The organism is Nocardia inohanensis NBRC 100128 (assembly GCF_001612945.1).
Lineage (GTDB): Bacteria > Actinomycetota > Actinomycetes > Mycobacteriales > Mycobacteriaceae > Nocardia > Nocardia inohanensis.
Genome location: NZ_BDBK01000016.1, coordinates 456,651 through 477,668 on the forward strand (window position 1 = coordinate 456,651; position 21,018 = coordinate 477,668).

The 21,018-nt window shown below is 68.5% G+C and carries 19 protein-coding genes; 13 read left to right on the top strand and 6 right to left on the bottom strand.

Translation table 11 applies throughout. From position 1 onward, the window contains the following. Window positions 1–32 precede the first annotated feature (32 nt). Together NI1_RS30225 and NI1_RS30230 are read left to right on the top strand one after the other, a co-directional pair. A complete protein-coding gene (locus tag NI1_RS30225) occupies window positions 33–1,550 on the top strand; it encodes a cobyric acid synthase (protein ID WP_067827841.1) in 1,518 nt (505 codons plus the stop codon). Window positions 1,551–1,641: 91 nt separating this feature from the next. Next, complete coding sequence (locus NI1_RS30230; RefSeq protein WP_067827421.1) at window positions 1,642–2,205, top strand: alpha/beta fold hydrolase; 564 nt, start codon at window positions 1,642–1,644, stop codon at window positions 2,203–2,205. Here the strand turns inward: NI1_RS30230 and NI1_RS30235 are convergent. Beyond that, window positions 2,185–3,237, bottom strand: a complete 1,053-nt coding sequence (locus NI1_RS30235) for an alpha/beta hydrolase (RefSeq protein ID WP_067827423.1) — start codon at window positions 3,235–3,237, stop codon at window positions 2,185–2,187. The genes NI1_RS30230 and NI1_RS30235 overlap by 21 nt on opposite strands. A 173-nt stretch (window positions 3,238–3,410) precedes the next feature. On the opposite strand from NI1_RS30235, the gene mqo reads away from it, so the two are divergent. The 7 genes from mqo (at window position 3,411) to NI1_RS30265 (ending at window position 10,566) form a co-directional block, all read left to right on the top strand. Further along, a complete protein-coding gene (gene mqo, locus NI1_RS30240; protein WP_084523945.1) occupies window positions 3,411–4,934 on the top strand; it encodes a malate dehydrogenase (quinone) in 1,524 nt (507 codons plus the stop codon). Window positions 4,935–4,952: 18 nt separating this feature from the next. Beyond that, entirely contained in the window at window positions 4,953–5,402 is a 450-nt protein-coding gene (locus tag NI1_RS30245) for a GNAT family N-acetyltransferase (protein WP_067827426.1), read from the top strand. A gap of 137 nt (window positions 5,403–5,539) precedes the next feature. Then, window positions 5,540–7,702, top strand: coding sequence for a magnesium chelatase subunit D family protein (locus NI1_RS30250; protein ID WP_084523947.1), 2,163 nt, complete (start codon window positions 5,540–5,542; stop codon window positions 7,700–7,702). Window positions 7,703–7,833: 131 nt separating this feature from the next. Beyond that, a complete protein-coding gene (locus NI1_RS38245; protein WP_157535408.1) occupies window positions 7,834–7,989 on the top strand; it encodes a hypothetical protein in 156 nt (51 codons plus the stop codon). Window positions 7,990–8,087: 98 nt separating this feature from the next. Continuing rightward, a complete protein-coding gene (cobO, locus tag NI1_RS30255; RefSeq protein WP_067827429.1) occupies window positions 8,088–8,708 on the top strand; it encodes a cob(I)yrinic acid a,c-diamide adenosyltransferase in 621 nt (206 codons plus the stop codon). After that, window positions 8,702–10,174, top strand: coding sequence for a cobyrinic acid a,c-diamide synthase CobB (locus tag NI1_RS30260; RefSeq protein ID WP_067827432.1), 1,473 nt, complete (start codon window positions 8,702–8,704; stop codon window positions 10,172–10,174). The genes cobO and NI1_RS30260 overlap by 7 nt, the downstream gene beginning before the upstream one ends. Beyond that, window positions 10,171–10,566: a cobalamin biosynthesis protein gene (locus tag NI1_RS30265; protein WP_067827435.1), complete on the top strand. Its 396-nt coding sequence runs from the start codon at window positions 10,171–10,173 to the stop codon at window positions 10,564–10,566. Before NI1_RS30260 ends, NI1_RS30265 begins: the two co-directional genes overlap by 4 nt. Before the next feature lie 98 nt (window positions 10,567–10,664). Here NI1_RS30265 and NI1_RS30270 read toward each other — a convergent pair whose 3' ends face one another. Beyond that, entirely contained in the window at window positions 10,665–11,774 is a 1,110-nt protein-coding gene (locus tag NI1_RS30270; protein ID WP_067827437.1) for an Rv3169 family protein, read from the bottom strand. 5 nt (window positions 11,775–11,779) lie between these two features. Continuing rightward, window positions 11,780–12,907 (bottom strand): phosphotransferase family protein, encoded by a 1,128-nt coding sequence (locus tag NI1_RS30275; protein ID WP_067827440.1) that lies wholly within the window; start codon window positions 12,905–12,907, stop codon window positions 11,780–11,782. Window positions 12,908–13,238: 331 nt separating this feature from the next. On the opposite strand from NI1_RS30275, the gene NI1_RS30280 reads away from it, so the two are divergent. After that, window positions 13,239–14,591 carry a DoxX family protein gene (locus NI1_RS30280; RefSeq protein WP_067827443.1) on the top strand — a complete coding sequence of 451 codons (1,353 nt, stop codon included), beginning with the start codon at window positions 13,239–13,241 and terminating at the stop codon, window positions 14,589–14,591. 15 nt (window positions 14,592–14,606) lie between these two features. Here the strand turns inward: NI1_RS30280 and NI1_RS30285 are convergent, their stop codons facing one another. Further along, window positions 14,607–15,572, bottom strand: a complete 966-nt coding sequence (locus tag NI1_RS30285) for a poly(ethylene terephthalate) hydrolase family protein (RefSeq protein ID WP_067827446.1) — start codon at window positions 15,570–15,572, stop codon at window positions 14,607–14,609. Between the two features lie 197 nt (window positions 15,573–15,769). Here NI1_RS30285 and cobA point away from each other — a divergent pair, with 197 nt between their 5' ends. Together cobA and NI1_RS30295 are read left to right on the top strand one after the other, a co-directional pair. Beyond that, window positions 15,770–17,026, top strand: a complete 1,257-nt coding sequence (gene cobA / locus NI1_RS30290) for a uroporphyrinogen-III C-methyltransferase (RefSeq protein ID WP_067827449.1) — start codon at window positions 15,770–15,772, stop codon at window positions 17,024–17,026. A gap of 132 nt (window positions 17,027–17,158) precedes the next feature. Next, entirely contained in the window at window positions 17,159–18,616 is a 1,458-nt protein-coding gene (locus tag NI1_RS30295) for an MFS transporter (RefSeq protein WP_067827849.1), read from the top strand. On the opposite strand, the gene NI1_RS30300 is transcribed toward NI1_RS30295, so the two are convergent. Further along, on the bottom strand, window positions 18,613–19,605 hold the full coding sequence (locus NI1_RS30300) for an SMP-30/gluconolactonase/LRE family protein (RefSeq protein ID WP_245663472.1): 993 nt from the start codon (window positions 19,603–19,605) through the stop codon (window positions 18,613–18,615). The two genes, NI1_RS30295 and NI1_RS30300, sit on opposite strands and share 4 nt — an antisense overlap. Window positions 19,606–19,627: 22 nt before the next feature. Between NI1_RS30300 and NI1_RS30305 the strand changes: the two genes are divergently transcribed. Continuing rightward, window positions 19,628–20,263 (top strand): HD domain-containing protein, encoded by a 636-nt coding sequence (locus tag NI1_RS30305; protein WP_067827852.1) that lies wholly within the window; start codon window positions 19,628–19,630, stop codon window positions 20,261–20,263. Between the two features lie 28 nt (window positions 20,264–20,291). Here NI1_RS30305 and NI1_RS30310 read toward each other — a convergent pair whose 3' ends face one another. After that, entirely contained in the window at window positions 20,292–20,768 is a 477-nt protein-coding gene (locus NI1_RS30310; protein ID WP_067827454.1) for an Lrp/AsnC family transcriptional regulator, read from the bottom strand. Between the last annotated feature and the right edge of the window lie 250 nt (window positions 20,769–21,018).

Below are 21,018 nucleotides of genomic sequence, written 5' to 3' on the forward strand. Positions count from 1 at the left end.
CAAGCACGGCGGGATGACGAGGGGTGGTCCCGATGAAGGGCGCGCTGCTCGTCGCCGGAACTACCTCCGATGCGGGCAAAAGCGTTGTCGTAGCCGGGCTCTGCCGGCTGCTGGCGCGACGCGGGGTCCGCGTCGCGCCGTTCAAGGCGCAGAACATGTCCAACAACTCCGTGGTCACCCTCGACGGCGGGGAGATCGGGCGTGCGCAGGCACTGCAAGCGCGGGCGGCGGGACTCGAACCCAGCGTGCGATTCAATCCCATCTTGCTCAAGCCCGGCAGCGACCGCCGCTCGCAGCTGGTCGTACGCGGCAAAGCCATCGATACGGTCGGGGCCAAGGACTACTTCCGGCACCGGCAGCAGCTGCGCGGCATCGTCGCCGAGGAATTGGCCTCGCTGCGTGCGGAATTCGATGTGGTGATCTGCGAAGGTGCCGGATCACCCGCCGAAATCAACCTGCGCGCAACCGATCTAGCGAATATGGGCTTGGCCCGGGAGGCCGACCTGCCGGTCGTCGTGGTCGGTGACATCGATCGCGGCGGCGTGCTGGCCCACCTGTTCGGCACCGTCGCCATTCTGGAACCCGAAGACCAGCAACTGATCTCGGGCTTCATCATCAACAAGTTCCGTGGCGATGTGGACCTGCTGAAGCCCGGCCTCGACCAGCTGACCGCGCTCACCGGCCGCCCTACCCTCGGCGTGATCCCCTTCGCCGAGGAGCTCTGGATCGATGCCGAGGATTCCCTGGGCACCGTCGCCGACGCCCCTGTCGGTCGCCCGCAACCCCCGCGCGGCACCGAATGGCTGACCGTCGCCGCCATCCGCCTGCCCCGCATCTCCAACTCGACCGACGTCGAAGCCCTCGCCTGCGAACCCGGTGTTTCGGTGCGCTGGGTGCGCGACCCGTCCCGCCTCACCGGCGCTGACCTGGTCGTCGTCCCGGGCAGTAAATCCACCGTCAGCGATCTGGAATGGCTGCGCCGCACCGGAATCGCCGACGCCCTCACCGCCCGCGCGGCCGACGGCGGCCCCATCCTGGCCATCTGCGGCGGCTACCAGATGCTCGCCCGCACCATCACCGATCGCATCGAATCCACCGCGGGCACCGTCCCCGGTCTCGGCCTGCTCGATCTCGATATCGAATTCGCCGACCCGAAGGTCCTGCGCCGCTCGTCGGGTCACGCCGGCCCCGTCCCCGTGCACGGCTACGAGATTCATCACGGCCGCGTCACCCGTAATTCCGATCACTCCTGGCTGGAGCTGGACGGCGTCCCGGAAGGCAGTGTGCGCGGCGCGATCTGGGGCACGCATCTGCACGGCGCGCTGGAATCCGACGAATTCCGCCGGACCTGGCTGCGGGAGGTCGCGATTCGCGCCGGGCGCGCCGGATTCCATGTCGCCGAGGATGTTTCGGTCGCCGAGGTCCGCGCCGCCCAACTGGATCTGCTCGCCGACCTGCTGGAGAAGCACCTCGACACAGACGCCCTGGAGCGCCTAATCAACGGCGGCGCTCCGGGAAATCTCCCGGTCCTGTCCGTGAACGCCCGATGAACAGTGAACTCGCGGTGAACAAGTGACCCTTGTCACAGCAATCTGACCGAGACCCAGCCGGGAGTTTCCAGCGCCCTGTAGCGTGATCGCTATGGAATCTCGGCGGATCACGGTCGGTGACCGCGTGTGGACCGTGCGAGTCGGAGGACCCGAATCGCGACACCACGTGCTCCTACTCCCAGACGCGGGCGATCCGGCCGACGTATACGACCAGGTCTGCACCCGTTTGCAGACCTCTGACCTGCACACCATCGTCATCGAACCCGGCGACGGGCTCGACAGCGCGACGGTGCTGGCCATCCTCGACGAACTCAAAGTGCCGTGGGCCAACCTGGTCGGCTGCGGCAGCGGCGCGCAACTGGCCTGGCAGCTGGCCGCGCGCGGGTTCGGCCGCTTCATGAGCCTGATCGCCGCGGGCCACGGCCACCCGGCCGCCGCGGGCGTCGACGGCCAGGTCGCGGACGCGGGCTGCCCGCCGGTGGAGATCCCCACCACCCTGCTGGCCACCAAGAACCTGCCGCGCGCCGTCGCGGAGGGTTCGGGCCGGTTCGTCTACGGCGAATTCCGCCTGGTCCCGGTGGATGTCGCGGACGTGGCCGGGGAAGCCGGCCACGAACTCGCCACGGAAGTAGTGCTACGCACCAGCTTCTGGTGAACCGGCCGCCGCCAGCCACTTCAACCAGGAATCGAGCTCGGAGAACGCCTGTGCGCGAGGCGTTTCCGAGGACAGGAAGACATCGTGGCGGGCGCCTGAGATGGGCACGATATTGGTGCGATCGCCCAGGGAGCCCGCCCACTTCTGAATCTGCCGCACATCCAGCACCAGATCCGCCACGTCGGCGGCCGGGCCGTATTCGCGCATGAACTTGGTGACCTTGGAGCGCAGGATGAGCGCGGGCACACCGATATCCAGGCCCTTGTGCAGCTGGAAATGCCCGCGCCGGACCGCCCGGATCCAACCCGCGTGCACCGGGAAACCGGTCAGCGGCTTCCAATCCAGGTTGTAATCCCATTCGCCGGAAACGGTGCGGTGCAGGCTGTCTCCGTAGGCGGTGGAGACACCCATCGGGAGCTTCGCGAAGGCGCGCAGCCGGCCCAGGCCCTCCAGCAGCGGGGTGCCGATCGAGCGGTAGTAGGCGGGGCCTTGCAGGTCGAACCACGGGCTGTTGAGGATCAGGCCGGTAATGCCCTGGGTGGCGGCGCCTCCCGCGGCATTGACCCGATGCAGCCACAGCGCGGTGACCAGACCGCCGGTGGAGTGCGCCATCACCAGAACGGGAAGACCGGTCTCCTCCCGGATGATCTCCAGCGCGCGATTCAATTCCGCGTCGTAGAGCGCCAGATCGCTCACGTAGTGCGGGGTCTGCCCGGCCCGCGTGGAACGGCCGCACTTGCGCAGGTCCAAGGCGAAGAAGGCGTACCCCTGCGCGGCCATGTGCTCGGCCACGTGCTCCTGGAAGAAGTAGTCGGTGAACCCGTGCACGTACAGCACCGCGTGCGTCGCGGCGGGGGCCTCGGCCGGCTGGTAGCGGACCAGCGTGCCCACCACCTCGCCTTCGCCGTCCGGGTCCGGGCCGAGCGGGAGGGTCAACTGCTGATAGTCGGCCCCGAGCACATCGGGCTGCCAGGTCCCGACGGCCGGATTCGAGGTGGGTGAGACGGCTGCGGATGACGTATCAGAGGTCACATGCTCAATCTAAACGCCGCCACCGTGCTTGGAAACCGGGAGGCATCTCTCACATTCGGGCTTTTCGTTGCGGAGAATCGGCGTGTCCAGGGGCACAATCGGATCTAGGTGAACGACGGGTAACCTAACCGCTGCTGGGTTGCCATACATAGACAAGGAAGTCGATCAACGCCGTGTCGAATGCTGCCACGATTGAAAAGACCGATGTAGTCCTCATCGGAGCCGGCATCATGAGCGCCACGCTCGGTGCCCTGCTGCGTCAGGTGCAGCCGGATTGGTCGATCACTGTCTTCGAGCGGCTCGAGGCCGCCGCCGCCGAATCCTCCGACCCGTGGAACAACGCCGGTACCGGCCATTCCGCGCTGTGCGAGCTCAACTACACGCCGCAGAACGCCGACGGTTCGGTGGAGATCACCAAGGCCGTCGACATCAACGAGCGCTTCCAGGTGTCGCGCCAGTTCTGGTCGTACGCGGTCGAGAACGGCGTGCTGGCCGCGCCCTCGAACTTCATCAACCCGATCCCGCACGTGAGCTTCACGCACGGTGCGAACGGCGTCGACTACCTGCGCAAGCGCCATGCGGCGTTGTCGCGGCACCCGCTGTTCGAGGGCATGGAGTTCATCGACGATCCGGCCGAGTTCGAGCGGCGACTACCGCTGATGGCCAAGGGCCGCGACTTCTCCGATCCGGTCGCCCTGAACTGGACCGACTACGGCACCGATATCGACTTCGGTGAGCTCACCAAGGAACTCCTGGCCTACCTGGGCGCCACCGGTGCGGATATCGCCTTCGGTCACCAGGTGCTGAACCTGACCAAGCAGTCCGACGGCTCCTGGCTGGTGAAGGTCCGCAACCTGCGCACCCGCAAGGTTCGCGTGATCAACGCCAAGTTCGTCTTCGTCGGCGCGGGCGGCGGGGCGCTGCCGCTGCTCCAGAAGTCGGGCATCAAGGAGATCGCCGGATTCGGCGGCTTCCCGGTGTCGGGCCTGTTCCTGCGCGCCACCAACCCGGAGCTGATCGCCCAGCACGAGGCCAAGGTCTACGGCCAGGCTTCGGTCGGCGCGCCGCCGATGTCGGTGCCGCACTTGGACACTCGCGTCATCGACGGCGAGCGCGGCCTGCTGTTCGGCCCGTACGCCGGCTGGACGCCGAAGTTCCTCAAGGACGGCAAGTACAGCGACCTGCTCAAGTCGGTGAAGCCGAACAATGTGTTCTCCATGCTCGGCGTGGGCGTCACCGAGATGGGCCTGGTCAAGTACCTGGTCGAGGAGCTGCTCAAGTCGCAGGCCGGGCGCGTGGACTCCATGGAGGAGTTCATTCCGCGTGCCGACGGCAAGGATTGGGAGCTGATCATCGCCGGCCAGCGCGTGCAGATCATCCGCCGCAAGGGCGCGGGTGGCGTGCTCGAGCTGGGCACCGCGGTCATCGCGGCCGAGGACGGTTCGATCGCCGGTCTGCTCGGCGCCTCCCCGGGCGCCTCGACCTGTGTGAGCGCCATGGTCGATGTGATGCAGCGCTGCTTCCCGCGCGAATTCGCTTCCTGGGAGCCGAAACTCAAGGAGATGGTGCCCTCGCTCGGCGTCAAGCTCTCCGAGAACCAGGCCCTGTTCAAGGAGGTCTGGGACTGGTCGCAGCAGGCCCTCCGGCTCGACGACGTCAACACGCCGAAGCATTCGGGGGTCGCTTCTCACGCCTAGGTGTGATAGCAAGACTCGATGATGTCAACGGTTGCTCTCAAACGGTCGTGGGCCGAGGATCTCGATACCGCGACGCTGTACAAGCTGTTGAAACTTCGTGTCGAGGTGTTCGTCGTCGAACAGAAGTGCGCATACCCCGAGCTCGACGGTCTCGACCTGCTCCCGGAAACCCGGCACTTCTGGCTCGACGACGAGGGTGAGGTGATCTGCACCCTGCGTCTGCTGGAAGAGCACAACGACGGCGTGAAGTCCTTCCGTATCGGTCGGCTCTGCACGGCTCCGGAGGCGCGCGGGCATGGCTACACCACCCGCTTGCTCCAGGCGGCGCTGGCCGAAGCCGGTTCGGCCACAGTGCGTTTGAACGCTCAGACGTATCTGGTCGATATGTACACCAAGCACGGCTTCAAGTTGGATGGGCCCGAGTACATCGAGGACGGGATTCCGCACATCCCGATGCGCCGCGGCTGAAAACTGTTGTCCCGCAGCCCCCGCGAGATTCGCGGGGGCTGCGTTGTGTTCGCGGGCTTCGTTTGCCCCGCCGGGGGCCGCCTGTGCTCGCCGGGGGCCGATCCCGGGGTCCGGGAGGGCGAGCCTAGAGTTGGGGCGTGTCCGTTTCCTCTGCGACTGCGTATTCCGAATCCGCACAGCTGGCCGGTTCCTCGGGGGAGGAGGCCGGGTTTCCGTTCTCGGCTGTTGTCGGGCAGGAGCGATTGCAGCTGGCCCTGGTGCTGAGCGCGGTGCATCCCGGGATCGGCGGGGTGCTGGTGCGCGGCGAGAAGGGGACCGCCAAGTCGACCGTGGTGCGCGCACTGGCTCAGTTGCTGCCGCCCGTGGTCGATGAGAGTGGGGCTCGGCCTGCCCGATTGGTCGAGCTGCCGGTGGGGGCCACCGAAGACCGGGTAGTCGGGTCGCTGGACTTGGAGCGGGTGCTACGCGATGGCGAGCAGGCGTTCAAGCCGGGGCTGCTGGCCGCCGCGCATCACGGGGTGCTTTACGTCGACGAAGTGAACTTGCTGCACGACCATTTGGTGGATGTGCTGCTCGATGCGGCCGCTATGGGCCGGGTGCATATCGAGCGGGACGGGGTATCGCATTCGCATCCGGCGCGATTCGTGCTCGTGGGCACCATGAATCCGGAGGAAGGGGAGTTGCGGCCGCAGTTGCTGGACCGGTTCGGGCTCACCGTGGATGTGGTGGCTTCGCGGAATGTGGATGTGCGGATGGCGGTGGTGCGGCGCCGGCTCGACTACGAAGCCGATCCCGCCGCCTTCGCCGCCGAGTACGCGGCGGCGGATCGTGAAGTCGCCGAACGGATTCTCACCGCGCGCGACCGGCTGCCCGACGTCGCGCTCGACAATGTCGAGTTGCGCCGGATCGCCGCTCTCTGTGCGGCTTTCGACGTGGACGGCATGCGCGCCGATCTGGTGGTGGCGCGCACCGCGACCGCGCACGCCGCTTGGCGTGGGGCGACAGCGGTGACCGAGGACGATGTGCGGATCGCCGCGGAACTCGCCCTGCCGCATCGGCGGCGACGTGATCCGTTCGATGAACCCGGCATCAGCCAGGAACAGCTGGACGACGCCATGGCTCAGGCCGACGAGCAGGCGCGCCAGGGTGGTGACGACTCGGGAAAAGGTGATGCGGTTCCGCAGGACGAGACTGCGGGACCGCTGAACGAGACCGAGGACGGCGACGACGATCCTGACGGCGGGCCGGATTCGCCTGGCGGAGGCCAGGATTCCGCCGCGCCGCAGGAGTCCGGTGATGCGGGCACGGCCGACCGGCAGGACGGCCCCACGGGACCGGATTTCCCCGATCTCGAGGCCGCACCGGAGGCCTCCGATCCCGGTGCGGATCCCCTCGACCCGAAACGAGACCAGGACCTGCTGTGTGGATCGCAGCGGGAGTCCTCGGGCCCCGAGGACGGCCGAGGCGCAGCCCGCGAAAGCCGAGCCGCGGCACCGGCCGGCATCCTGCCCAAACCCCCACGCTGGGAAGTTCCCGGCGTCGGCGAGGGCGCACCCGGCCGCCGTTCGCGCGCCCGCACCCGCCAGGGCCGCGTGGTCCGCGCGACCGACGACACCGGCACCGGCCTGCACCTGCTCGGCACCATCTTCGCCGCCGCCCCGCACCAGTTCGCCCGCGGCCGCCTCACCGGCCCACTCGCCTTCGAACCGGACGACCTGCGCGGCGCGTATCGCGAAGGCCGCGAAGGCAATCTGATCGTCTTCGTCGTCGACGCCTCCGGCTCCATGGCCGCCCGAGACCGGCTCTCCGCCGTCACCGGCGCGATCACCGCCCTCCTCCGCGACGCCTACCAGCGCCGCGACAAGGTAGCCGTCATCACCATGCGAGGCGCGGAAGCCACCCTGGCCCTCCCGCCCACCAACTCCATCGACATCGCCGTCCGCCGCCTCACCGATCTGCGCACCGGCGGCAAAACCCCACTGGCGCAAGGACTTCTGAAGGCGCGCGAGATCATCCAGCGTGAGCACGTGCGCGACCCCCACCGCCGCCCGATGGTCGTCCTGCTCACCGACGGCCGCGCCACCGGCGGCACCGATCCGGTCCCGCGCGCCCGCGCCGCCGCCCGCCTCCTGGCCCGCGACTCCGTCACCTCCATGGTCGTCGACTGCGAACGCGGCATGATCCGCCTCGGCCTCGCCCGCGACATCGCCCGCGAATTACGCGGCGGCTACCTGCAACTCGGCGAACTCACCGGGGAATCGGTCGCGGGCGTGGTGCGCGCGGGAGTTCGCGCCGCCTAGCCGGCCGCGCGGCCCAGCCAGTCCGTCGGTCGAGCGAGCACGGTCCGTGATGCGGTCGGGCGGATGTGTTCATGACGTGGCCGGCCGGCATGTCTGCGGAACCGGGCGTGCCGCACGGTCGTTGAGGGCGTATGGGGATATTTCGTCGTAAGAAGTCCGGGCGTCGTGGCGGTGATCCGAGTCTCGCCGCGGAGGCCGGTACCGAAGCCGCCACCGAGGGCGTGCTGTGGCTGATTTTCGGTGGGGCGCGGAAGGTGATCTCGGCGGTGGCGCACGCGTTGACGTGAGTGGTCCTCGCTGAGTCGTGCCCGGCTTCGGGGCCGGTGGGGGCGTGTGGCACCGTGGGGCGGACGGCTGATCGGCCGGGTGTGAAAGGAGCTCATCGATGCCTCAGGGTGTTCCGTTGCCGGAGAGTATTCCGGACGACGGGTTGACTACTCGGCAGCGGCGGAATCAGCCGGTGCTGGCGGTGCACACCGGGCCGGGTAAAGGGAAGTCGACCGCGGCGTTCGGGATGGCTTTGCGGGCCTGGAATCAGGGGTTCGATGTGGCGGTGTTCCAGTTCGTGAAGAGCGCCAAATGGAAGGTGGGGGAGGAGGCCGCTTTCCGTACGCTCGGTGCGTTGCACGAGGAGAAGGGGCTGGGGGGTGCCGTCGAATGGCACAAGATGGGGGAAGGGTGGTCGTGGACCCGTAAGCAGGGGAGCGATGAGGATCATGCCGCCGCTGCGCTCGCCGGCTGGCAGGAGATCTCGCGCCGGCTCGCCGCCGAACAGCATCGCTTCTATGTGCTGGACGAATTCACCTACCCGCTGAAATGGGGTTGGGTCGACGTCGACGAGGTCGTCGACACCCTGCGCAACCGCCCCGGCAACCAGCACGTGGTGATCACCGGCCGCGACGCCCCGCAGGCTTTGATCGACGCCGCCGACCTGGTCACCGAAATGACCAAGCTGAAGCATCCCATGGACGCCGGCCGCAAGGGCCAGCGCGGCATCGAATGGTGACCACCCCCGCCGTGGTGATCGCCGCTCCCGCCTCGGGCAGCGGAAAGACCACTGTCGCAACCGGTTTGATCGGCGCGCTGCGTCGCGCCGGTCACCGCGTGGCCCCCTTCAAGGTCGGCCCCGACTACATCGACCCCGGCTACCACGGTCTCGCCGCCGGTCGCCCCGGCCGCAACCTCGACCCCGTCCTGGTCGGCGCCGAACGTGTGGTGCCGCTCTTCCACCACGGCAGCCGCGGCTGCGACCTCGCCGTGGTCGAAGGCGTAATGGGCCTGTTCGACGGCCGCATCGACGAACACAACACCGCCCCCGTGGCCGAAGGCTCCACCGCCCAGATCGCCGCGATGCTGGGCGCACCGGTCATCCTCGTCGTGGACGCCCGAGGCCACAGCCAGTCCCTGGCCGCCCTGCTGCACGGTTTCGCCACCTTCGACACCGGAATCCGTTTGGGCGGAGTGATTCTCAACCGAGTCGGCAGCGAACGCCACGAGCAGGTCCTCCGCGCCGCCTGCGCCCGAGTGGGCCTGCCCGTCCTGGGAGCCCTGCCCCGCCTGGCCGAACTGGAGGTCCCCTCCCGTCACCTCGGCCTCATCCCCGCGGTCGAACACGGCTCCGCCGCCCACGCCGCCGTGGACGCCATGACCGACCTGGCCGCCGCCCACATCGACCTGGCCGCCGTCGCCGCCCTAGCCGCCCCGAGCACCGCCGCCGCCCCCTGGGACCCACTCGCCGAGATCGCCCGACCCGGTGTCACGGACCTCCGTCGTGGCCAATCGCCTGCTGCCGGAGGGGGTTCCGGCCTGCCGGACAATTCCGGCGCGACCATCCTCGCGGGCGACGGCCCGGTAGTCGCGATGGCGGGCGGTGCTGCCTTCACCTTCGGCTATGCCGAGCATCGCGAACTCCTCGAAGCCGCCGGAGCTCAGGTGGCCGTCTTCGACCCGCTCCGTGACGAACTCCCCACGGGCACAGCCGCTCTGGTGCTGCCCGGCGGATTCCCCGAGGAGCATGCCGCCGCCCTGGCCGCCAACACCGCCCTCCTGCGTGCGATCGCAGAACACGCGGATCGAGGTCTGCCCATCCACGCCGAATGCGCGGGCTTGCTCTACCTCACCCGCTCCCTCGACGGCCACCGTATGGCCGGAGTGATCGACGCGGAAGCCGAATTCGGCCCCCGCCTCACCCTCGGCTACCGAGACGCGGTGGCCCTCACCGATTCCCCGCTGTGGTCGACAGGCGAACGGGTACGCGGCCACGAATTCCACCGGACGCGTCTCACCGTCCAGGGATCCTCCCCCCACGCCTGGGCTTGGCGCTCCCCGTCGGGTGAAACGGTCCGCGAAGGCGCGATCACCCGCCGCGTCCACGCTTCCTACCTCCACACCCACCCCGCCGGAAACCCCGCCGCCATCGCTCGCTTCATCACCGCCGCAGCAGATTTCAGCCGCGACCACGCCCCCGCATGACCCCCGATCCGCGCGCCCGCACAGCCGGACTGGCTGTCGGCGTCGGCCTGCGCCCCGGGACTCCCGCGGACGCCATCGAGGCCGCCGTCCGGGAGCTGGTGGGCGAGAGCGTGATCCGCTGCCTCGCAACGGTCGATCGCCGTGCTGACGAGCCCGGATTGCGGACCGCTGCCGCGCGCCTCGGAGTGCCCGTGCGCGTCTTCACCGCCGAGCAACTCGCGGACGTGGCGGTGCCCAACCCCTCGATGCGCACCGCCACGGCACTGGGAACCCCGAGCGTCGCGGAAGCGGCGGCCCTCCTGGCCGCCGAAAGCGCCGACCTCACCCTCCCGAAGCAGATCGCGCGCGGAATAACCATCGCCGCAGCATCATTCGCGCACCCGCCGTCGTAACGGTGGTCGAACGAGGACACCGCACCCGGCCACTGGTTGGGGTGTGGCCGGGTGCGGTGCAGGCGGGTCTCCGGTGCGTGGGTTGGAGATCCGCTGGATCAGGGGGCTACCGAGCCCCAGTCGGCGAAGCCGGTGGGGTCGTGGCGGCCGAGGGAGCCGTGTTCGAAGAGGCCCCAGCCGAGGGCGTCGCCGCAGCGGGCTTTGCCCACGTGGTCGATTACGCCGAAGGGGATGCGGCCGGCGATGGCGGGGTCGGTGAGGTCGTAGAGTTTGCTCTCCGACCAGTTGCGGCCCTTCCATTGGCCGTGCAGCCAGTCGGGGTCGCCGCCGTAGCCGCAGCCTACGTTCAGGGCTATGCAGGTGCCGGCTTCTACTTCCAGTTCCAGGGGCTTGCCGTCGGGGGTGGTGAGTTCCACGCGCACGGCGGTGGGGATGCGGGTGCCGGATTTGTAGGTGAAATGGGCTCGGGGCCAACCCAATTGTTCGATGCGGCCGTCGTTCCAGATGCGGGTCGCGTCGTTCAGGGTGCGGTAGCCGTTGGGCTCTTCCTGGAGGATGACGATGATGGAGTAGTCGTCGAACTTCAGCGGGAGGTAGAGCCACCAGAAGCCTTCGGAGGGCTCGTCGGCCACGCGGCCGGCCGGGTCGCCGTCGCCGACGGGCCGGATGCCCCAGGAGCGGTCGCGGGTGCCGCACCAGGTGGCGGGATCGACGGTGAAGTCGGTGCCGTCGACATGCAGTGTGCCCGACCAGGTTCCGACCTGGGCGAAGCGCTGCGCGTCGATGAGCGCCTTCTTCATGCCGGTGATGATGGTGTGCGGTTCCTCCTCGACGACGGGGAAGGAGCCCTCCCAGGTCATGTCGAAGGACAGGTCCGGGTGCTCGCAGATCACGCGCAGCTTCTGGAGCGGTTCGACGACCTCGATGCGGTAGCCGCCGACCGCCAGGTCCAGGGTGCGCTGTTCGAGGGCGTCCGAGAAGTGCACGGCGCGTTGGGTATCGCCGCGGCGCACGGTGGCGAAGGCATCGGTGACGCCCAGGTTCGGGTACACGCCGAAGCCGGTGATGAGCATCAGCTCACCGGTGGTGTCGATGGCATTGAAGTAGCTGCGGTCGTAGAAGTTCTTGTCGCTGTGCACGACCCGGTTCACCGGCAGCGGGGCCTGGTGGATGGGGTATTCGTCCAGCGGTCCGATAAGCGAGTTCATATCTCTCAATCCCAAGCGTAGGTGCCGTCGAGCAGGGCCTCGAGGAGCTTGCGGTGCATCACGTAGTCGTCGCGGTCCTCGGCGTCGGTGGCCTCGCCGAAGTGGATCATGCGGCGGCGGATGCGGGCCATCACGATGCCGTGGCGCAGCGCCGCGTAGATCAGATACCAGTCCAGGTCGCGCACGGCGTGCCCGGTGGCTTCCTCGTACAGCTTCTCGACGTCGCTGCGGCGCAGGAAGTCCGGCAGTCCGGCCTGGTCGAAGGTGGTGGCGATGTCCTGGAAGAACCGGTGGATCAGGATCGGCCAGGCCACATCCATCTCGCGCGGGCCGAGCGCGGCCATCTCCCAGTCCAGTACGGCCGCGGGCTTGCCGTCCTCGAACATGATGTTGCCGGGGCGGGCGTCACCCCAGTTGAGCACGTCGGGCCCGGAATCGGCGGGCCAGTTCTGCTCCAGGTACTCGAAGGTGCGCTCCAGCAGGGGAATCCGGAATCCGTCGCGCGCCAGTGCCCAGTCGTACCAGTCCTTCTGCGCCTGGAAATGCCGGCGCAGCCCCGGCCCTTCCCCGTCCAGCATGGGGAAACGCTCGGCCGGCTTGTCGATCCCGTGCACCTTGGCGATGGCGTCCACGGTGTGCCGGGTGATCTCCAGCCGCTGCTCGGGCGTGGCGTCGAACACCCAGCCGAAGAACACGTACGGCGGATTGTCCTCGCAGACGATGCCGTTCACCCGCCGCATGACGATGAACGGCGCGCCCAGCACGGACGCGTCCTCCTCCAGCCAGCACAGCGGCGGCACCGGCAGATCGGTGTGTTCGGCGACGCCCGCCATGATCGCGTATTGCGTTGCCAGATCGTACTTTTCGAAGACCGGGAAGGAGCTCTCGGTCGGTGGCATGCGCGCCACGAACGAGCCGCCCGCGGGCTCCCCGTTCTCGGTCCATTCGGCGTCGAAGAGCAGGGTGGTGCTGGACATGCCCCCGGTCTGCGGTTTGGTCAGCGAGGTGACCCGCGGCGGGGTATCGGCGTCGACCCGGCCCGCCAGCCATCCGGCGAGTTTGGTCGCCAGCTCGTCGTCGTCGCCGTCGGAGACGGTGAGTTCCCATCTCTGGTTGGGGTCGTCGGCCGACATCTCGATTGCCTCCTGCGCGCTGATGAGTCGAGCGTGTAGCGGCGAGGGCACAGCCGCGTCGGACCGGCTCGGCCCACTGTGACCCCGGTTACACGGGTTCCAGAAATGTAACTTGTTGCAATTCGAATGTGCAGTGAATCGGACTTTCAGTACCGGTGACCGAGACGTGGTTTTTTCCGGGGTATGTCGAATAGGAACAGCACCGGGGTAGTGCTGCCACGTAGTCCTGCGGAGGTATATCGCGCCGGAAAAACCAGGGCCACGGCCTGATGTGCCGCGCGGGCCCGCTCCCTAGCCTCGGAACAGCGAATCGGTTGGCGAGAGGATGTGGATGAGTACACAGGTGATCACTGATCCGGGCGGCGCCGTCGGCGTACCGGAGGCCGAACCGGCCCGTGACTGGAATCCGCTGGCACGCATCGGGTTCCGCTTCGTCGTCGCCTATCTGACCTTGTTCTGCGTCATCTACCCGCAGCCGATCTTCGCCTTCCTCGGCATCTTCGGCCAATGGCTGCCCGACGATTTCAAACTGAGGTTGGTGAGCTGGCCGCACGCCCTGGTGGAATGGGTGGGCCGCACCGTATTCGACGCCGACGCCACCCTGCGCTGGGATTCCGGCAGTGGCGATCAGACCTACCTGTGGGTGCTGTGCTTCTGCATTCTGCTCGCCGCCGTATCCATCACCGTGGTGTGGACCGCACTCGATCGGCGGCGCACCGAATACCGTCGACTGTCCGCCTGGTTCCTGCTGTTCATCCGGTTCGTCCTGGCCGGGCAAATGCTGGGTTACGGCTTCGCCAAACTGATTCCGTTGCAGATGCCGGAACCGGCGTTGAACACGCTGCTCACCCCGTACGGCGACTTGACCCATATGGCGGTGCTGTGGAATCAGGTCGGCACCTCGCCGGTGTACGAGATCCTGCTCGGCGCGGCCGAAGTCCTGGGCGGCCTGCTGTTGTTGCTGCCGCGTACCGCGCTCGCGGGCGTGTTGCTGAGCTTGGTGAGCATGGCGCAGGTGTGGGTGCTGAACATGACCTTCGATGTGCCGGTGAAGCTGCTGTCGTTCCATCTGCTGCTGCTGTGCCTGGTGCTGCTGGCTCCGGATGCGCGGCGACTGTTCACCATGCTCGCCGGGCGGGCGACCGGTCCGTCCACCGCGCCGGAGGTGGGCCGCACCCCGCGCGGGAAGCGGATGGTGGCGATCGCCGGGGTGGCCCTGGCGGTGTGGTTCGTGATCGCCCAGGCGGCCGAATGCTGGGAAGGCTGGCACAAGTGGGGCCCGGGCCGGGAGAAGTCCGAGCTGTACGGGATCTGGGCGGTCGGCGAATTCACCCGCGACGGCCAGCCGGTGCCGCCGCTGCTCACCGATGAGACCCGTTGGCAGCGGCTGGTGTTCGACGATGCGAAGTACGCCACCTATCAGCGGATGGACGGCGCCCTGGTGCCGGTGCTCGCTGAAATCGACGGCAGTGCGCACCGCATCACCTTGAAATCGCCGCCGGAGGGCCGGGAAACCTTGGGCGCGTTCACCTTCGAGCAGCCGTCGGAGGATCGGCTGATCCTCACCGGTGAGCTGGAGGGGCACCCGGTGGCCATCACCATGACCGCGGTCGATATCGGCAAGATGCCGGTGCGGCAGGGCGGACTGCACCTCGTCCAGGATTATCCGCGCGGAGTGAGCTAGCCGAATCGCGGCGGGTCAGCCGAGCGAACCGATCTGGTTGACCCACTGCGGATTCGGCGCATAGAACTCCCCGCCCGGTTCGAAGGCTTGCCGGGCGTCGGCCGCATCCAGCAGCCGCGCCGCCAGCCAGGCGGTGGGATAGCCGAGGTATCCGTAGACCCCGGTGGTGCACGGGAACGACGCTCGCGCACAATCCGGCTGCCCTTGCACGTCATTGTGATTCGGCCCGACCAGCGTGCCCCACACCTTCGGTATCCCCGCCGGAATCGCCTCGTAATACGCCCGCACCGACTGCAATCCGACGACCTGCGCCGGCAACCCCTGCTCGGAGGGTGAGATGAACACATCCTCGGAACCGTTGATCAGGAACACCGATCCGGCGGTGAGGCGGCCGGTGTCCGGGCACCACGACCCGGTCCCGCACAACACCTGCATCGGCAACTCGATCGGCACCACCGTGCTGATCCGGCTGCCCGGCCGCAGCATGGCATTGAGCGCGCCGCTCGCACCCTGCGAATGCCCCACCGCGCCAACCTTTTCCGCATCCAGCCTGCCGTGGAACACGCTCCCCGGATCGGCGGCCAGTGCCACCAGCCTCTCCACCGCCCCCACGATGTCCGCCCCGGATCCGGTCTGGCTGCTCTCGGTCGCGATCACCACGAATCCCCACGACGCCAGCTGCCGGAGCAGATAGTCGTACTGCTCCGGATGCGCGTTGGTCCCGTCACCCCAGCTGATGATCGGATGCCGGAACCCGCCCGCGCCCAGCTCCGCCGGATACCAGATGTCGAAGGCCGCGCCCGTCGAATCGCAGCAGGTGAAGGCGTGCTGCGCGGTGACGGTCCACGGTCCCGGCCGCGCATACTTCGACTCCACCCCGGCCGCCGCGAGATAGGACTCGGCGTGCGCCGCCGGTGTCACGGTGATCGAGAGCAGCATCGCGAAGACAACGGCGAGCAGGACGGCGACACGGCGGGCCATAGCCGAGAAGCATAAGAAGTCGCGGCCGGTATGTCCGGTAACCCGCGCCCGCACGGCGAGAACCCGCGCGCGACCGCCACTCCCGTGTTTCCGGCCGTGCGCAGCGGCCCGCACGCGACCGTGAGCTGGATATCGGTTGCTGAACGGACGCCGGTCGATTGCAGCGCACGCGAGCGCACGCCGTAGTGTCGAACCTTGTGCAGCACACGTCAGTCCCCTCCGAGGAACAGCCCGCCGGCGACCCGAACTACCTGGTCGGCCTGGATCTGAACGGCCGTCGCGTCGTCGTGGTAGGCGGCGGTACCGTCGCCCAGCGGCGGCTCGGACTGCTCATCTCCTCCGGTGCTGATGTCCATGTGATCGCCCGCGAGGCCACCCCCGCCGTCGAGGGCATGGCCACCTCCGGGCAGCTCACCCTGGAATTGCGGGACTACGCCGACGGTGATCTGGACGGCGCCTGGTACGCCATGGCCTGCACCGACGAACCCGCCACCAACGAGGCCGTGGTCGCCGAGGCCACCCGTCGCCGCGTGTTCTGCGTGCGCGCCGATACCGCCCGCCTCGGCACCGCCGTCACCCCCGCCACCGCCCGCTACGACGGCATGAGCCTGGGCGTGCTGGCGGGCGGCCAGCACCGGCGGTCCGCGGCGGTGCGCAACGCACTGCTGGAGGCGCTGCAATCCGGTGTGGTGACCGATGATTCGGCCCCTGTGACCCCCGGCGTGGCGCTGGTCGGCGGCGGCCCCGGCGATCCGGATCTGATCACCGTGCGCGGCCGCCGCCTGCTGGCCCGGGCGAATCTCGTTGTCGCCGACCGGCTCGCCCCGCCGGAGCTGCTCGCCGAACTCGGCCCGGATGTCGAGGTCGTCGACGCCGCCAAGATCCCGTACGGCCGCGCCATGGCCCAGGAGCACATCAACGCCGCGCTCATCGAGGGCGCGAAGGCGGGCAAGTTCGTGGTCCGCCTCAAGGGCGGCGACAACTACGTGTTCGGCCGCGGCTACGAAGAACTGGAAGCCTGCGTCGACGCGGGCATCCCCGTGACCGTCGTCCCCGGCGTCACCAGCGCCATCTCGGTGCCCGCCCTGGCGGGCATCCCGGTCACCCATCGCGGCGTCACCCACGAATTCGTGGTGGTCAGCGGCCATGTGGCCCCCGACCACCCGGACTCCCTCGTCGACTGGCCCGCCCTGGCCAAGCTGCGCGGCACGATCGTGCTGCTGATGGCGGTCGAGCGGATCGAGAAGTTCGCCGACGCGCTGATGGCCGGCGGCCGCTCGGCCGATACCCCCGCCACCGTCATCCAGGAGGGCAGCCTGCGCACCCAGCGCATCCTGCGCGCCGACCTGGCCACCATCGCCGAGCGCGTGCGCACCGAAGGCATCCGCCCGCCCGCGATCATCGTCATCGGCCCCACCGCCGGATTCACCGCCGGCGCCCCCGATCTCTCCTGACCGAGTGGTAACCGGGAAACGGCTGCGGCATCGCGTGAGTGCGTGCCGCAGCCGGTTCCCGCTTTCGCCGACAGGGGGTTCGGCGGGGGGATCTATTACAGTGGCGGGGTGCTCGAGAACCCCGCTGCGACGATGCAGTATCCGGTGACCAAGCGGGCGTTCGGGCTCGCGATTCTCGTTTTGAGCGGGTTGCAGTTGATGGTGGTGCTGGACGGCACCGTCATGATTCTGGCTCTGCCGCGATTGCAGGAGCAGCTGGGACTCTCCAGTGCGGGCAGTGCGTGGACGGTGACGGCCTACGGGCTGCCGTTCGCGGGGCTCATGCTGCTGGGTGGGCGGCTCGGTGACTCGTTCGGCCGTAAGAAGATGCTGATCTACGGTGTCGGGCTGTTCACGCTCGCGTCCGCGTTCTGCGGGACCGCGCAGAACGAAGCCTGGCTGATCGCGGCGCGCGCGTTGCAGGGGACGGGGGCGGCGATCGCCGCACCGACCGCATTCGCTTTGGTGGCAAGCACTTACGCGCCCGGGCCCGCCCGCAATCAGGCGGTCGCGATCTTCGGGTCGATGGTCGGCGTGGGATCGGTCGGCGGTCTGGTGCTCGGCGGCGCGCTCACCGAGGTGGATTGGCGCTGGATCTTCTGGATCAATGTGCCGATCGGCATTCTCATCGTCCTCGGGGCGATCTACCAGCTGCGCGATACCGAACACCACCGCATCAGCCTCGATATCCGCGGCGCGGTACTGGGCACGCTCGCGTGCGTGGCCATCGTGTTCGGCGCCACCGAGGGCCCCGAAATGGGTTGGGACAACCCGATCATTCTCGGTTCGGTGATCGGCGGCCTGGTGCTGCTGGTGGTGTTCGTCTTCGCCGAGCGCGATGTGGAGAATCCGCTGCTGCCGTGGTCGCTGTTCGACAGCCGGGACCGGGTGATCACCTTCGCGGCGATCTTCCTGCTATCGGGCGTGCTGGGCGCGACCACCTTCTTCGTCGCGCAGTTCCTCCAGAACGTGCTCGGCTACAGCCCGCTGTCGGCGGGTCTGGCCAGCATTCCGTTCACGCTCGGCGCGGGCGTGGGCACGGCGGTGGCGTCCAAGCTGGCCATGTTCGTGAAGGCGCGCTGGCTGCTGCTCGGTGCGGCGCTGCTGCTGGCGGGCGGCCTGTTCTTCGGCTCCACGCTGGACAGTTCGGCCGAGTACTTCCCGACCCTGCTCATCCTGCTGTCGCTGGTCGGCTTCGCGGTGGGCGTCGGCATCTGCATTTTGCCGCTGTGCGTGCTGGTCGGGGTGGACATGGCGCATATCGGTCCGCTGTCGGCGGTCGGCCAGATGTTCATGAGCATGGGCACGCCGTTCGCGGTCGGCCTGCTCAGCCCCGTCGCGGCCTCGCGGACGCTGGCGGTCGGCGGCAGCACCAAGGTGACCGATATGTCGCCGCTCCAGATCGATGCCCTGAGCAACGGCTACACCCTGGTGCTGTTCGTCTGCGCGATCGGCACCGCCGTCATGGGCTTGATCGCGCTCACCCTGCGCTACACGCCCGCACAGCTGGCCCAGGCCCAGCATGCGCAGGACGAGGCGCAGAAGTCCTAGGGCACGCGGGTGACCGCGATCGCGGATTCGCTGATGCTGCCCAGATACAGGACGCCTTCGTGTTCGGCGGCCGCGGTCACCATGGCGTAGTCGGTGCCCTCGCGTTGCAGGTCGTGGACGAGGTTGCCGTCGAAATCGAAGGCCATGGCCCAGACGGTGCGCTCCGGTTTCGGTTGCAGCGCTTCGGGAATCGACCAGACGAGTTTGCGCAGCAGGCCGGGGAGCGGAAGCAGGCTGTCCAGCAACGGGTTTCGCGGCGAGGTGAGGGAGACCCAGATCAGCCCGTCACTGCCGAGATACATATTGTCGGGGAAGCCGGGAAGGTTCTCGGTGAGGCGGTCGTGAGTGCCCGCCCCGTCGCCGGTCAGCCGGTATCTGGTGATGCGATAGCCGCCGGTCTCGGCGACCAGCACACTCGACCCGTCGGGCGCGAGCACCACACCGTTCGCGAAATCCAGTCCGTCCAAGAGGATTTCGACCTCACCGCCGGTGGTCACCCGCATCAGCCGGCCGGTACCCGAATGTTCGAGGATGTCGCCCATCCACGCTTCCAGCGGCCAGCGGCGTGACGATTCGGTGAAGTAGATCGTCCCGTCGGCGGCTCGCACCACATTGCTCGGGAAGTTCAGCGGCTCCCCGTCCACCTTGTGCACCAGCGTTTCCAACTGCCCGCCGGGCCGTTCGAGGCGCAGCAGCCCGCCGACGGTGTCGCAGATCAGTACGGAGCCATCGGGATTCGCGTGCAGGCCCAAGGGGCGTCCGGGCGTGCGCGCGATCGTTTCCATGGTGCCCAGTCGCGGGTCGATCGCCAGGATCACACCGTCGTCGATGCCGGTCAGCACGCGTCCGTCGGCCGCCACCACCACATCCTCGGGCCCCTGCCCGGGCAGTTCGATCCGCCGCAACTCCGGCATCACCGGGGCACTGCGCTTTCGGCGTGCGCGCGGGGTGGCGGGTGGCGGCTTCCACCGACGAGGCTGCATCGACATGGATGCACAGTATCCTGCCTGGATGGGGAGAAATACCGCCGCGGAACTGCTGGACCGCTGGATCGAATTGGCCGGCCCGTCCGCTCGCGAGGTGGGGGAGGACCTGATCCATCGGTATCAGGAACCGCATCGTCGCTATCACACGGTCGACCATCTGGCGTACATGCTGACCGTCATCGACGATCTGGCCGCCGACGCGAAGGATCCGGCCGCGGTGCGCTACGCCGCGTTCTTCCACGATGCCGTGTACGCGGTGGATCGCGGTGAGAACGAGGAGCGCAGTGCGCAATTGGCCGAAACCGTGCTGCCCGGGCTGGGTGTGGATGCGGAGACGGTGGCCGAGGTGGCCCGGCTGGTGCGGCTGACCGCGGGGCATCATCCCGATCCGGCCGACGCGAACGGCGCGGTGCTGTGCGATGCGGATCTGGCTGTTCTCGCCGCGGACGAACCGATCTACGCCGCCTACACCGCGGCGGTCCGGGCCGAATACGCGCACGTGCCCGACGAGTTCTTCCGCCCCGGCCGCGCGGCGGTGCTGGAGGGGCTCGCGGCACAGGAGCACCTGTTCCGCACCCCGGCCGCCCGCGCCCGCTACGAAGCGGCGGCGCGCGTCAATCTCGCCGCCGAACTGGCCGATCTCCAGGACCCGGTCGACTGATCCGAATCCCGCACCCGCCGAACAGCACTCAGCGCGTACCCCACCTGTAGGTCTGCTTGCGCAGCTTCAGATACACCATGATCTCCGCGTGCCGCACGCCCGCGAGCGCACGGATCCGGGTGGAGACCAGCTCCAGCAGCGCTTCGTCGTCCGGGCAGACGGCCTCGCACAGCACGTCGTACCGCCCGGCCGCCACCACCACGTAATTGATCTCCTCGATGGCGGCGAGCGCATCGGCCACCGGCTGCACCGGCCCGTCCACCGTGATCGCGATCATGGCCTGCCGGAACAGGCCGACTTGCAGCGGATCGGTCACGGCCACAATCTGAATCACCCCGGCATCGGAGAGCTTCTGCACCCGCTGCCGTACCGCGGCCTCCGACAAACCCACCGCCTTCCCGATGGTCGCGTAGGCCCGCCGCCCGTCCTCCTGCAACTGCGCGATGATCCGCTTGGAGATGTCGTCGAGCACCGGGCCGCCCCGGCCGGAAGTCACGTCGGTCACGCGGCCATCCTTCCCGACCCGTCGCGCTCCGGCCAACCGGACGTGCCGGGCGGGGCAGGCGTGTCGTCATCGAGTGGATCGGCCGAGGTATGCGATCGACCGGGGGCCGCCGCGACGCGTGCTGTGTCGCGATTGTCCGGACCATCCGGAACTAGCGGGCCCGTCCCGGCGTTGCACCCGTAGTCCGCGTGCCTTCGGGTGCGTTTCGCCGCGCCGGTCACCGCTGTCGCGCACCCCCGAAGGATCGATT